Raw genomic sequence first — 13,573 nt, 5'->3', positions numbered from 1 at the left:
ATTTAAATATATCTTTTTTGTTAAATTAATCAATTACTTGTTCTTTATTTATTAATTTATTTCTTAATTTTGAAATAAGATAAAACGATCCTGTTAAAACTATTACATTATTTTCACTATTACCCTTTAAAATTACATTTAAAGCATCTTCAGGATTTTTAAAAGTATAAATATGCTCTGTATACTTTTTTAAAACTTTTTTCATTTCATCTACAGTCATTTTTCTGCTTTCATAAGGTACTTCTGTGAGATAAAATTCTGCATCTAATGATGATATAATCTTGAAAATCTCATCATATTCTTTATCTTTTAATACGCCCATAAGAATTTTTAATTTATTGTATTTTAGTTTTTTTAAAAAACTAACTAAATTATTTATTGAATCTACGTTATGTGCACCATCAATTAATATTCTTGGAGAATCAGAAACCCATTCAAGTCTACCTGGCCAGGATGTTTTTAATATACCATTTCTTATATTTTTTTCAGAAATACTCAATAATCCTTGTTCTTCTAATTTTTCTAAACACAGTAATGCTAATGCACAATTATATACTTGATAATTTCCAACCATTTTAGTTTTTATGTTCTTATATTTACCATATGAGAATATATTGTAGTTAGAATTTAAACTAATATTTTTAATGTCTGTTTTTTCTAAAATTGTGAGTTTTGCATCTTTTTCTCTACATACTTTTTTTATAATATTTAAGGCATCTTCAGGTGAAGGATAGGCTACAACATGGTCTTTTTTTTGAATAATTCCAGCTTTTTCATATGCTATTTCCTCTAGAGAATTTCCAAGTATCCCAATATGATCTATTCCAATATTGGTTATTACCGATAATACTTTCTTTTTAAATATATTAGTTGCATCGTATCGGCCGCCTAGTCCCACTTCAAATATTGCAAAATCAACATTTTTATCTTTAAAATAAAGTAATGCCATTGCAGTAAAAGCTTCAAAATATGTTATAAAATCATCTTCGCCGTAATTTTTAAGCCAAATACTTTTTATTTTACTTAAGTAATCATAGCCATCTTCAAAGCTAATAAAATCATCATTTATTCTAATACCATCGTTGTTGGAAATAACTGAAGGACTTGTAAACAAACCTACTTTTAAACCACTTTCTTTTAAAATAGACTGTAAATAAGCACTTGTAGAACCTTTTCCATTTGTTCCTCCTACATGGATTACTTTTAAGTAATCCTCAGGATTATCTAACAATTTCAAAAGTTTGTTCATTCTATTAAGTCCAAGACTAATTCCTTGTTTTTGCCATTCTCTTTCTTCGTTAATAAATAAAAACCTGTTAATTTTTTCTTTAATTTCATATATTTCTGTCTTATCTAAATTCTTTAAATATTTTCTTAATAATTTATATTTGTCTATTAAATTATCGCTTCTTTTTATTTCATCTATTGAAGTATTTTCTAATTTAAAATTATCTTCTATTTCGCTTAAACAATATTCAAATTCTTTCTCATTTAAAATTTCCATAAATTTCCTCAAAAAATTAAGAGGACAAGTTACTTATGAACCATCCCCTTAATTAACTTTATATTATATTTATTAGTCCATATTTATCAATTAATTATATCATAGTAATAATACTTTAACTATATTTGTAATATCAAAACTTGTTTATACATAAATATCTTTTTTTATATATTTTATAAAGCCGAATATTACAAATACTAAGGCGTATAATAACCCTAAGCCTATTAGCTTTAAATCTAATTTGCCCTCGGTTAATATATAAGAAACTTCCGTATATCCATATGGTGTAATATATTTTAGAAAATCTGCACTTGTTGTAATATTTTTAATTATGTTACAAAAATATAAAATAGCTGTTAATCCTATACCTACTCCCAGGCCACTTTTCCTAAAAAATGCCGATAATCCAAAACAAATTGAGCCAATTTCAATTTGCATTATCAAAAAAGCAATATGTAATAATAAAAACTCCTTTAATTTTAGTTTTTCATCAATAATAAAAAATGATATTGCAGAAAATAAGGTTATTACAATATTTAGAATTAAAATTTGAATTATTACCGATAAAAACTTTTCATATACTATTTTACTTCTACTTATAGGATGGGATAATAAAAATTCAGCTGTTCTATCTTTCTCTTCCTTAGACAAAATACTAATTCCCAATAGCGCAGCAAAAAAACCACCTGCTATTCCTATAACATTTTCTGCTTCAATACCATAATACCCCATAGCAGTTCCTATATTTATCTGGTCCATTCCAAAGGCAGAACTAAAACTTCCCATATTCTCAAAAAGATTATTAATTCCGTCCATATCTTTTTTCATTTCAGGGTATATTAACATAATTATTACCATTAAGACTGTTAATATTGACGTCCATATAAAAAGTGAAAATCTTGATAATTTAAGTTCATGTTTTAATATAATCATTGTCTTTCATCGCCTCCATTATAATAATGTAAAAATATTTCATCTAATGAAGGTTCTGTTATAGTTATGTCCTCTAAATTTAAATCGGTTAAGCTTTTAATTAATGTGTTTATGTTTCCACTATATAAAAAGTTAATTCCTCTATCATTTCTATGGATATCTGCTATACCATCAATATATTCAATATCTTTTATACCAAATAAATTCACTCTCTTAGCTTGTGTATTAGACAAATTAGCTACAGTATCGCAAGCTATTAGTTTTCCCTCACGTATTATTCCAGCCCTATTACAATATAGTTGTATTTCCGAAAGAACATGAGATGATAAAAACACCGTTGCTCCTTCTCTATTTCTTTCTTTAATTAGTTCAAAAAACTCTTTTTGCATTAATGGGTCCAAACCACTCGTTGGTTCATCAAGAATATATAAACTTGGTTTATGTTGAAAGGCACAGACAATACTAACTTTTTTTCTATTACCTAAAGATAGTTCTTCAACTTTTTTATTAGAGTCTAAATTAAATCTTTCACATAACTTCCTAGCTTCTGTTTCAGTGCTTCTATTATATAATTTAGATGAAAAAGAAATTACATCCTTAACTTTCATTCCCTTATAAAACATTGTTTCAGATGGAATATAACCAATATCCTTTAAGTTCTCATACCTATATTTTTTAATGTCTTCAGCAAATATTTCTCCCTTGCCCTTACTGGAAGAAATTAAACCTAAGAGTAATCTTATAGTAGTGCTTTTCCCTGAACCATTTGGTCCAATAAAACCAAAGACATCTCCTTTTTTTACCTCTAAATCTAAATTATCGATTCCTCTGGACCTGCCATAATACTTTGTTAGTCCTTCAGTTTTAATAATATTCATATACTTTTCCTTTTCTGTTTATAATTATTAAAATATGCTAAAATTGGTTTATTTATAGCATATTTTAATGTTTTAATCTCTTTTATTTATTTTAATTTTTTTCATTTCATCTAAAATAAATTCCTTATCCATATTTATATTAGAATATACCGCTGCTGAAATTACTCCCTCAACAAAAGCAGCGTCAACAATTTCTATGTTACTTTTTTTATCCTCATCTAAAAATTCTACAGCCATTTCGGCATTCATCATAGCAGAACCTAAATCATAAAAAATTAACACACCATCTTCTGAATAAACTTCATTAATAGCATTTAAAATTCTATTAATATCGGTACCTATTCTTCCGTCATTTGTACCGCCAACTGCAATAACAGGTGCATTTTTAGCCATTTGTTCTGTTATTTCTAAAATCCCTTCCGCTAATTTTCCACTATGGGATATTGCAACAATTCCTACCATATTACCACCTAAATAATATTATCTTTTATTGTTTTTAAAATTAAATAAGTTGAAGTTGCACCAGGATCTTGATGACCAATACTTCTTTCTCCAAGATAACTAGCTCTACCTTTTTTAGCTATAATTTCCTTAGTATGTTCAACGCCTTTTTCTGCTGCCATTACCATGTTTTCCAATACTTGATTTTCAGATTCATTATTTTCCAAATCTTTTTTAACTGATAAGTATGCAGGTTGTAGTGCATCTATTATGGTCTTATCATCTAGTTCAGCCTTTCCCCTTAACTTGATTCCCTTTAAAGAAAGCTCTAGTATTTTTTCCAAATCAGAAATATTTAATTCATCCCTACCACTAAATTCTTTACTTATTTCCATAAAAGCAGTACCATATAACGGTCCTGAAGCTCCACCAACATTTGATATTAAAAGCATTGCTACTTTCTTAAACAACAAACCTAAATCATCATAATCATTATTGTTAAAATCCTCTATAACAAAATTAAATCCCTTAGCCATATTATGACCATGGTCACCATCACCTATGGCAGCATCTAACTCCGAAAGAAAGGATTTATTCTCTTCCATAATATTACCAATATTTATTATTATCTTTTTTACATTATCTACTTTCATAACTACTCCTACTTAAAAAAAGGTGCTTTTGTCTCATAATCTAAAAGTTCTTTCAACTCATCATCTAATTTTAATAATGTAATTGAAAAACCGGACATTTCCAATGATGTCATATATTCACCTACAAAAGTCTTATAAATTTTTATTCCTTTATTTTCTAAAATATCATATACAGCATTATTTGCAATATATAGTTCCATTAATGGAGTTGAACCCATACCATTAACCATAACCGCAACTTCAGAATTGGAATAATCAATATCCTTCAAAATATTGTCTAAAAGTTCCTTTACTATTTCATCTGCTGTTTTTATTTTTTCTCTACTAATTCCCGGTTCTCCATGAATTCCTATACCTATTTCCATTTCATCTTCAGCTAGAATAAAATTTGGTTTTCCCACGGCTGGTACAATACAAGGTGACAAGGCCATTCCCATACTTCTGGTGTTATTTATAACTTTTTCTGCTACTGCCTTTACTTCACTTAATTCTGCTCCCTTTGAAGCTTTTGCTCCGGCGATTTTATGTACAAATACGGTTCCTGCTATACCTCTTCTACCTGCTGTAAAAGTACTGTCTTCAACGGCCACATCATCATTTACTATAACATAGTCTACTTCTATTCCTTCCATATCCGCCAAATCCTTAGCCATTTCAAAATTCATTACATCACCAGTATAGTTTTTTACAATTAACAAAGTTCCCTTTCCGGAATCAACAGCTTTTATAGCTTCAAAAACCTGATCTGGTGTAGGTGAAGTAAATACCGAACCACAAACAGCTCCATCTAACATACCTTCTCCTACAAATCCTGCATGAGCCGGCTCGTGACCACTTCCTCCTCCAGAAACTAAAGCAACCTTGTTTTTAATAGGAGAATTTATATTGATTATAACATCAGTTCCCTCTATTCTTTTTAAAGTATTGGGATTTGCTTTTAGCATTCCTTCTAACATTTCCTCTAAAACATTTTCCGGATTGTTGATTATTTTTTTCATAATTACCTCCTGTTATAATTGAAAATTTATTATAACTTTTTGTCTTTTTATTAACTGGTTTTTTTCTAAAAAAATTATACTTAATCCACTTAGATTATATTATATCATTTTAATGTAATTAATTAGTTAAAAATAAGTTACTAAAGTATTTTTTATTATTCAAATTAATTACACGAATTTTTCTATGATATAATATATTTAAAGCTATCATAAGGAGATGATATTTTGAAAAAAATAGCCAAAACATTGACAATTGCAGGTAGTGATGCCAGTGGAGGAGCTGGTATAGAAGCTGATTTAAAAACATTTACCGAATATGGAACATATGGAATGGCAGTTGTAACAACAATAGCTACTATGGATCCTAAAAATGAATGGAAACACAATGTTACAACTTTACCGGTAGAACTTGTAAAGGAACAATTAGAAACTGCCTTAGCAGGTGATGAGCAAATTTCTGCTATGAAAACAGGTATGATCGGTTCTGTAGAAATAGTAAACTTAATAAAGGAAACGATTTTGGAATATAATTTGAAAAATATAGTTATTGACCCTGTTTTAGCATGTAAAGGAGAAGATGATTTATTAAATCCAGAAACTGCCGAAGCAATAAAAAAAGAATTAATTCCAATAGCCACAGTGGTTACTCCAAATTTAATTGAAGCAGGAATTTTTTCCGGACTAGGTAAATTACATGATATTGACGAAATAAAAAAAGCAGCTAAAATTATTTATGACTTAGGAGCTCAACATGTAATAATTAAAGGAGGAAAAGCAGTTGATAGCAATTTGGCCATAGACGTTTATTACGATGGCAACAGCTATGCTATATTAAAGGCAAAAAAAATAACTCCAAGTTATTCCCATGGAGCAGGTTGTACTTTTGCGGCTGCAGTAACTTCAGGACTTGCAATAGGACTATCTCCTAAAGAATCCATTATTGAGGCTAAAAATTTTGTAACAGCAGCTATTAAACATGGCTTTAAATTTAATAAATTTGTAGGACCAGTTTTTCATAGTGCCTCAAGAATTTTTAAAGAATAAATTTAAAAGGACCTTGTATAAGGTCCTTTATTCCATTTCTTCAAACATCGGCATTTCTACATTATAACTTTCCATTTCTTCATACATTTTATAACTGCTATAGGATAAGGTTGCTACATAAATAAGACTTACTATTAATATTATAGTAGTGAATATAACAACAATATTTGAAATTCCACTTTTCTTTGGAACTACTTCCAGTTCACTGCTTGCCAACTTTTCTGTTCTTTTTGATTTTACTACTAAGTACACTAAAAGTCCTGCCATAAAAGGCGCCATAAAGACCCCTAAAAACCACATAATTCTCTCTGTGGGATCTTTTGTTCTAATATCCTTTTGTACCCAACTTGCTGCAACAAATTGTAGAATAATACCTAAAATAAATAGTATATATTTTAGTATTTCAAATAAAGATCCTAAAGTATAATTCATAATTTACAACTTCCCTTCTTTTTAATGTTAATAAGTATATTTTTTTCAAAATAAAATAGGGGCAAATTTCTAATAATCTATTAAGAAATCTACCCCTATTTACTTGATTCTATTTCGGACCAACATTCTATTTTAGGTTCCATCACCATTTATCAGTTCCTTTCTTTAATATTTAATTAGCATTTAATATTTATACTCTTTATCTAGTCTATTATTCTAATTTACTAAATCTACTTATATAAATATTATCTTGCTACTTGTATTTAATACAATCCTTTCAATTCTACCAATCTGAAACAAATTACAAATCATAGTCTTACTCTTGTATTAAATTACAATAATTAAATATTTGTCGCTAAATTAGAATTTACTTTACAGATTAGTTAATTTCCTCTAATAAACCATATTCACTATTCTAAGTTAAAACCAATTAACCATTTTAACCTTTTGAAATATTATGTCTTATTATTCTACTAACCCTCTAATATAATTATTAAATAACTTTGTAAATTCTCGACATTTTTAAACTTGAAAATCGTTTTCTAAATACTTTACTATTAGCTGTAAATTTTAAATACAGTACCAAAAAGAAACACTACATCCGTTTCTCCTAACTACTCTAAAATAAAATTTAGTTGATCCGATAGAATCACCTAAGATAAATAAAAACAATATATTTATCTTATTATATTTATACCCATTTATTTTTTTCTAAACATCTTTTTTAAATTTTTTTAATTAAAATATCATTTAATATCGGATCCATAGTTTTTGCAATATTTAATAATCTTAGATCATCTTTTGAAAAAAATTCTAATTTATATGATTCTTTACTAACCCTAAGTTCAGGAATTTCTTTTAAAACTAAAATATATACAACACCTAAAATCCTAACAATATTTCCATCTGGAAATTCTGCTATTCTGGAAGGTTCATAATAAATCTTAAAAAATTCCAAATTTTCTTCCTTGATTTTTAATCCTGTTTCTTCGTAAGTTTCTCTAATGGCACAATTTATAAAAGTCTCATCAATTTCTAAATTTCCTCCAATAAAACTCCATAAATTACTATCTTTCCTACATTCCATTAAATATCTATCATTGTATTTAATTATTACTACAGAACCTATTCCTATTTTTTTAGGTTTTGGTGCATTACTATTTTTAAAATAAAATTTAGCTTCTTTCACATACTTCTCCTTATTAATATATTAAAAACAAAAATATTTCTTAACAAAATAAAATAGGAGTAGTATTATTATAATCTTTAATAATCTACCCCTATTGTTTGATTTCAAATCTGAACCAACAGTTCATTTTTGGTTCTATCACCTAGTCTATCATACCCTTCTATTTATATTTTTTCGGTACTACTAATGTTAAAACTTTTTAACTCGGTTCTTTAATTTTTTAAAAATCAAATTACTTTATATTCAATTGTTATTTCTTAGTTTTCAATAATTAAATTAAATAATTTACATTGGACTATACTATATTAAATAGATCAACTGTCCTTCTTTATCATTCCCTCAACTAAAATTTTTTAAAACAAATCAATTTTAGTTGGTTCAGATTTAAAATCTTTAGCAAATATCTCTTTTGCTATGTATATTATACCCTAGAAATCAAATTTAAACAATACTTTTCTTAATTGTTTTATATTTTCCATTAATTTCTTATATAGAAAAGAATTGATTTATGTATTTAACCCCTAAATCCCAGTAAGAATTTAAGGGTTATAATATTTACCTTATTCTTTTAGTTATTTCATTTGCCTTTTCATAAATTTTTTCTACTTCTATTCCAACATTAAATTCACCATTTTCATAGAGAATTTCACCATTTATCATGGTCATTTTAATGTTTTCTTTGCTACCGCTATAAACAATATTTTTACTTACATTATTTAATGGTTGCATATTAGGCCTATTTAAATCAATAACTATTAAATCTGCAACTTTTCCTTTTTCTAATACATCACAATTATTTAGTCCCATTGCTAAGGCACCTACTGTAGTTGCCATTTTTAATACATCATTTCCATCAACAACTGAAGCATCTTGTGTTTTAACTTTTGTTAATCCTGACACTAAAAACATTTCTCTAAACATATCCAATGCATTATTAGATGCAGGTCCATCTGTTCCAATTGCTATTGGAATTCCCATTTCTAAAAATTTATCTATTCTAGCTATACCGCTGGCCAATTTTATATTAGAAGAAGGATTTGTTACAATTGTTAAGTTTTTTTCTTTAAATATTTTTTTATCTTCTTCATTTAAATATACACAATGGTAACCTCCTCCACCATTGTCATATATGCCTAATGAATCTAAATACGCCGTTGGAGTCATTCCATTTCTATTAATACAATCATTTACCTCCCTTAAAGTCTCGGAGTTATGTGTCCAAACAGGAGCCTTGTATTTTTCAGATAATTCTACTATACCTTTTAAGAGATTTTTACTTGTTGTATATTCTGCATGAAATCCAAGTTTATAGGATATAAGATCATCGTATTTTTCATTATTATTTAATTCTAAGTAATACTCTTCTATTTCCTCTATACTTTGAGTAAAATCATTTAAGGCACCGACTATTACCGTTCTAAATCCACTGTCATAACTTGCCTTTGCTATTTCCCTTGGATGAAAATACATGTCAAAGTTAGATGTTATTCCACTAGACAAATACTCTAATATGGCAAGTCTGGACAACCAATAAATATCTTCCGGTAATAATTGAGCTTCTCTAGGAAATACCTGGTTATTTAGCCATTCTTGTAAAGGTAAATCGTCAGCTCTTGACCTTAAGAAAGTCATTGCTGAATGGGTATGGGCATTTTTAAAACCCGGTAATATTAAATTACCTTTTAAGTCTATTTCCCTATTCCATTTTATATTGCTTTCTTTTTTATCTCCTATATATTCAATTTTATTTCCTACAACCCAAAGTTCTTGCTCTAAAACTTCCATATTGTTTTTCATTGTAAGAATTTTTCCATTGTAAAAACGTGTATTCATTATCTTTTTCCTTTATCGTAAATTTCACCTAAGGCAGCAGGTGCTCTATTGTGTTTTGAGAAGAAAACCAATAATAATAATGTTACTACATAAGGTAATATCATTATTAAGTCTGAATAGGAACTTGGCAATTTAAGGATTTGTATTATTTCATAACCTGTAGACTTAGCAAAACCAAATAGCAAACAAGCTCCTAATGTTGGAATTATCTTCCAATTTCCAAATATTAAGGCAGCTATTGATAAGTAACCATAGCCTACATAAATGTTTCCAGAGAAATTAGCAGAAATTGAGTATGCAAAACTTATACCTGCAAGTCCTGATAAGGCTCCTGAAAATAAAACCGCTACAAATCTTGTTCTATTTACATTTATTCCGGCTGCATCTACTGAATTAGGGTTTTCTCCGGCTGCCCTTAAATGTAAGCCAAAGCTTGTTTTATACAATATATACCAAGCGATTATGGCAACTGCAATAATAATTATTTCAAAGGGATAAATCTTAGTAAAAACTGCCCCGAGTATAGGAATTTTTGAAAGTACCGGTATTGTAATTCTGTCGGAAACAGCTAGTACAAATTTATCTGATGGAGTATTAAAGACCGTTTTATTTATTAATTTTGTTAAAAATGACGTTAATGCCATTGCTAAAATATTTATTACAACTCCTGAAATAACTTGATTAGCCTTAAATTTTATACATAGTAAAGCATGTAACATAGAGTAGAGCATACCCGTTAATATTGCTACAAGTATTGCAATGTAATAGGCTGTATTATCGCTTATTCCCATATTTTTTGTAATATATACCGCAACTAATGCACCACCAAAGGCACCAAACCCTTGTAATCCTTCTAGGGCTAAATTTGTAATTCCACTTCTTTCACTATAAATTCCACCTATTGCCATTATAAAAAGTGGTAAAGCAAATGATAAACCATCTATTATAATTTTATCCATTATTCTTTACCTCCTTTTTTTCTTCTTCTAATTTATCCTTAGATTTTGATAAACGATATTTTATATATGCTCCACAGGCACTAAATAAAAGAATAATACCTGTAATAACAGAAGATATTTCCTGTTCTATTCCTGCTTGTGAGCTCATATATGCACTACCTTCACTTATGATATTAATTACAAATGAGGAAAATATTATTCCTATTGGATTACTGTTTCCCAGTAATGCTACTGCAATAGCATCAAAACCAAGACTTGGTAAAACTTTTGGTTGAATGGAACCAAAGTAGCCTAAAAAATATGTAACTCCAGCTAGTCCGGCTAAGGCTCCTGATATAACCATTACAGTTACTATTCTTGAACCAACAGGAATTCCTATATATTTAGCTCCACTTCTACTTGAACCGACTGCCTTAATTTCAAATCCTAAGTTTGTCTTATCGATTAAGAATTTTATTACAAAAACAACAACAATAGCTAATATAATTCCAAGGGGTATATCCATTCTATAATTTCCTACTTGTGTATTCATTAATGTTAACCTGGACTCACTGGATACTGCAACTGATTGTCTAGATACCGGGTCAATATATCTGGTATTAATAAAAAAGCTTGTTGTATATTGTACTATATAGTTAATCATTATAGATGCTACTACTTCATTTATATTGAATTTATACTTTAAAAATCCTATTAAACCACCGACTAGTCCACCAACTACTATTCCTATAATAATAACTAAGGGCTTTGCTATATAGGCATTAAGTCCAGAATAACCTATTACTATAGTCGCTATAAAACCTGAGGCTAGCATTTGTCCGGAAACACCTATATTAAATAAACCACCCTTTAAAGCTACCGCCACTGCTAAAGCTCCAAATATCATTGGTGTTAAAGAATTTAAGAAACTGGCAAAGTCTGTTATCATTCCTTTACTTCCGGCATATCTTAATTTTGGAGCAAGTCCTGAACCTCGAAGTAAATTATATAAGGCTGAAAAAGGATTTTTCCCTAAAACTGCAAGAATTATAGCACCTGCAACTAGACTTAGTAAAATAGAGAATATGGGAATAGTAATAGCTTGTCTTTTTTCATCTCCAAAAATTTTTAAAAAGAACCTTCTTAATACCTTCAATTTTTCTTCACTCCCATCATATAAGCCCCTACTTCTGTACTAGTCATTTTGTTAGCATCTTCTACCTTTAGTAGCTCACCATTATATATAACTCCAATAGTGTCTGCTAAGTTCATAACTTCTTCTAGTTCTAAGGAAATTAATAAAACAGCCTTCCCTTTATCTCTTTCTTCTATAATGTATTTATGAATATTAGATACTGCACCAACATCTAATCCTCTTGTTGGTTGAACGAAAATTAACAATGGAGTATCCTGTTCAATTTCTCTACCAATAATTACTTTTTGTTGGTTTCCTCCACTCATTGAACGTACTATTGTATTTCCGCCTTGACTACTTCTAATATCATATTTCTCTATTAATTGTTTTCCATATTCTTTAAATTTTTGATAATTTAATACTCCATTTTTAGAAAACTCTTTTTTATAATAATTTTTTGAAGATAGATTGTAATTTAAATTAAAATTCATAATTAGGCCAACATTTTGTCTATCTTCAGGTATATAGGCAATTCCTTCTACATTTCGCTCTCTTATGGACCAGTTGGTAATGTCTTTGTTGTTAAGCTTAACTGTCCCTGATTTAACTTCTAACATTCCTGCTATAGCATCTGCCAGTTCTATTTGACCATTTCCTGAAACTCCTGCTATTGCCATAATTTCTCCACCATGAACATTAAAGGAAATATCTTTTACAACTTTAATTTTTTCATTATTTTCAACATTTAAATTTTTAACTTCTAAAACTATATTTTTAAAACTGGCTTCTTTCTTTTCTAAAGTTGTTTCTATATCCCTTCCAACCATTAAATTTGACATGTCTTTTGTAGAAACATCTTTTGTATTTACTACATCTACTAATTTTCCCCGTCTTAATATAGCGCACCTATCTGCTACTTTTTTTATTTCTTCTAGTTTGTGGGTAATTAAAAGTATTGTCTTTCCACTATTTTTAAGATTCACTATAATCTTCAATAAATATTCTATTTCCTGTGGTGTTAGTACTGCTGTTGGTTCATCAAAAATCAATATTTCAGATTCCCTATAAAGCATTTTTAATATTTCCACTCTTTGCTGAATAGAAACATTTAAATCCTCTATTTTTTTCTTAGGGTCTACCTCTAAGCCATATTCTGTAGAAATCTTTCTAACTTTTTCATTTGCAGTTTTCATATCTACATAAGGTAAGAATCCTAAAGCTCTTTTTTTAGGCTCAATACCCATAACAATATTTTCCGCTACTGTATAATTTGATACTAATTTAAAGTGTTGGTGTACCATGCCTATGTTTAAATCCGTTGCATGATTTGGAGATTTTATTTCCTCTTTTTTCCCATTTATGTAAATTTCTCCACTATCTGGCTCATACATACCGAATAACATACTCATTAAGGTTGATTTTCCAGCTCCATTTTCACCAAGTATAGCGAATATTTCTCCCTTTTTTACTTGAATAGTAACATTGTCATTTGCAATAATACCCGGAAATTTTTTTGTTATATTTTTCATTTCAACAATATATTCTGACATAATTCCTCCTGAATAATAAAATTAAGACTGCTAAAAAGCAGTCTT

The 13,573-nt window shown here is 28.5% G+C and carries 13 protein-coding genes; 1 reads left to right on the top strand and 12 read right to left on the bottom strand.

Going from position 1 to position 13,573, the window contains the following annotated elements; all coding sequences use genetic code 11:
- Window positions 1–25: 25 nt before the first annotated feature.
- The 6 genes from JFY71_RS07880 to dhaK all read right to left on the bottom strand — a co-directional run bounded on the left by JFY71_RS07880 (window position 26) and on the right by dhaK (window position 5,407).
- On the bottom strand, window positions 26–1,504 hold the full coding sequence (locus tag JFY71_RS07880) for a bifunctional folylpolyglutamate synthase/dihydrofolate synthase (RefSeq protein ID WP_243660263.1): 1,479 nt from the start codon (window positions 1,502–1,504) through the stop codon (window positions 26–28).
- Window positions 1,505–1,648: 144 nt separating this feature from the next.
- Window positions 1,649–2,437 carry an ABC transporter permease subunit gene (locus tag JFY71_RS07875; RefSeq protein WP_243660262.1) on the bottom strand — a complete coding sequence of 263 codons (789 nt, stop codon included), beginning with the start codon at window positions 2,435–2,437 and terminating at the stop codon, window positions 1,649–1,651.
- Window positions 2,434–3,315 carry an ABC transporter ATP-binding protein gene (locus tag JFY71_RS07870; protein WP_243660261.1) on the bottom strand — a complete coding sequence of 294 codons (882 nt, stop codon included), beginning with the start codon at window positions 3,313–3,315 and terminating at the stop codon, window positions 2,434–2,436. The genes JFY71_RS07875 and JFY71_RS07870 overlap by 4 nt, the downstream gene beginning before the upstream one ends.
- Before the next feature lie 72 nt (window positions 3,316–3,387).
- Window positions 3,388–3,777, bottom strand: a complete 390-nt coding sequence (gene dhaM, locus JFY71_RS07865; protein ID WP_243660260.1) for a dihydroxyacetone kinase phosphoryl donor subunit DhaM — start codon at window positions 3,775–3,777, stop codon at window positions 3,388–3,390.
- An 8-nt stretch (window positions 3,778–3,785) separates the two neighbouring features.
- Window positions 3,786–4,409 carry a dihydroxyacetone kinase subunit DhaL gene (dhaL, locus tag JFY71_RS07860; protein ID WP_243660259.1) on the bottom strand — a complete coding sequence of 208 codons (624 nt, stop codon included), beginning with the start codon at window positions 4,407–4,409 and terminating at the stop codon, window positions 3,786–3,788.
- A gap of 8 nt (window positions 4,410–4,417) precedes the next feature.
- The gene (gene dhaK, locus JFY71_RS07855; RefSeq protein WP_243660258.1) at window positions 4,418–5,407 is read right to left on the bottom strand and encodes a dihydroxyacetone kinase subunit DhaK; all 990 of its coding nucleotides are present in this window, start codon (window positions 5,405–5,407) and stop codon (window positions 4,418–4,420) included.
- 225 nt (window positions 5,408–5,632) lie between these two features.
- Between dhaK and thiD the strand changes: the two genes are divergently transcribed.
- Window positions 5,633–6,451 carry a bifunctional hydroxymethylpyrimidine kinase/phosphomethylpyrimidine kinase gene (gene thiD, locus JFY71_RS07850; RefSeq protein ID WP_243660257.1) on the top strand — a complete coding sequence of 273 codons (819 nt, stop codon included), beginning with the start codon at window positions 5,633–5,635 and terminating at the stop codon, window positions 6,449–6,451.
- A 27-nt stretch (window positions 6,452–6,478) separates the two neighbouring features.
- On the opposite strand, the gene JFY71_RS07845 is transcribed toward thiD, so the two are convergent.
- The 6 genes from JFY71_RS07845 to JFY71_RS07820 all read right to left on the bottom strand — a co-directional run bounded on the left by JFY71_RS07845 (window position 6,479) and on the right by JFY71_RS07820 (window position 13,528).
- Complete coding sequence (locus tag JFY71_RS07845) at window positions 6,479–6,883, bottom strand: hypothetical protein (protein WP_243660256.1); 405 nt, start codon at window positions 6,881–6,883, stop codon at window positions 6,479–6,481.
- A 724-nt stretch (window positions 6,884–7,607) separates the two neighbouring features.
- A complete protein-coding gene (locus JFY71_RS07840; protein ID WP_243660255.1) occupies window positions 7,608–8,072 on the bottom strand; it encodes an NUDIX domain-containing protein in 465 nt (154 codons plus the stop codon).
- A 555-nt stretch (window positions 8,073–8,627) separates the two neighbouring features.
- Window positions 8,628–9,905 (bottom strand): amidohydrolase, encoded by a 1,278-nt coding sequence (locus tag JFY71_RS07835; protein ID WP_243660254.1) that lies wholly within the window; start codon window positions 9,903–9,905, stop codon window positions 8,628–8,630.
- Window positions 9,905–10,864 (bottom strand): ABC transporter permease, encoded by a 960-nt coding sequence (locus JFY71_RS07830; protein ID WP_243660253.1) that lies wholly within the window; start codon window positions 10,862–10,864, stop codon window positions 9,905–9,907. Before JFY71_RS07830 ends, JFY71_RS07835 begins: the two co-directional genes overlap by 1 nt.
- Window positions 10,857–11,999: an ABC transporter permease gene (locus tag JFY71_RS07825; protein ID WP_243660252.1), complete on the bottom strand. Its 1,143-nt coding sequence runs from the start codon at window positions 11,997–11,999 to the stop codon at window positions 10,857–10,859. Before JFY71_RS07825 ends, JFY71_RS07830 begins: the two co-directional genes overlap by 8 nt.
- Window positions 11,996–13,528 (bottom strand): ABC transporter ATP-binding protein, encoded by a 1,533-nt coding sequence (locus JFY71_RS07820; RefSeq protein ID WP_243660251.1) that lies wholly within the window; start codon window positions 13,526–13,528, stop codon window positions 11,996–11,998. The genes JFY71_RS07825 and JFY71_RS07820 overlap by 4 nt, the downstream gene beginning before the upstream one ends.
- Window positions 13,529–13,573: the final 45 nt, after the last annotated feature.

This window comes from Miniphocaeibacter halophilus (assembly GCF_016458825.1).
GTDB lineage: Bacteria > Bacillota > Clostridia > Tissierellales > Peptoniphilaceae > Miniphocaeibacter > Miniphocaeibacter halophilus.
Note: the sequence above shows the minus strand (reverse complement) of the source record. Positions and strands in the feature narration are given on the sequence as shown.

Bases quoted from the DNA above. Each gene is read 5' to 3' on its own strand.
- JFY71_RS07880 (WP_243660263.1), bottom strand. From the start codon at position 1,504: ATGGAAATTTTAAATGAGAAAGAATTTGAATATTGTTTAAGCGAAATA.
- JFY71_RS07875 (WP_243660262.1), bottom strand. From the start codon at position 2,437: ATGATTATATTAAAACATGAACTTAAATTATCAAGATTTTCACTTTTT.
- JFY71_RS07870 (WP_243660261.1), bottom strand. From the start codon at position 3,315: ATGAATATTATTAAAACTGAAGGACTAACAAAGTATTATGGCAGGTCC.
- dhaM (WP_243660260.1), bottom strand. From the start codon at position 3,777: ATGGTAGGAATTGTTGCAATATCCCATAGTGGAAAATTAGCGGAAGGG.
- dhaL (WP_243660259.1), bottom strand. From the start codon at position 4,409: ATGAAAGTAGATAATGTAAAAAAGATAATAATAAATATTGGTAATATT.
- dhaK (WP_243660258.1), bottom strand. From the start codon at position 5,407: ATGAAAAAAATAATCAACAATCCGGAAAATGTTTTAGAGGAAATGTTA.
- JFY71_RS07845 (WP_243660256.1), bottom strand. From the start codon at position 6,883: ATGAATTATACTTTAGGATCTTTATTTGAAATACTAAAATATATACTA.
- JFY71_RS07835 (WP_243660254.1), bottom strand. From the start codon at position 9,905: ATGAATACACGTTTTTACAATGGAAAAATTCTTACAATGAAAAACAAT.
- JFY71_RS07830 (WP_243660253.1), bottom strand. From the start codon at position 10,864: ATGGATAAAATTATAATAGATGGTTTATCATTTGCTTTACCACTTTTT.
- JFY71_RS07820 (WP_243660251.1), bottom strand. From the start codon at position 13,528: ATGTCAGAATATATTGTTGAAATGAAAAATATAACAAAAAAATTTCCG.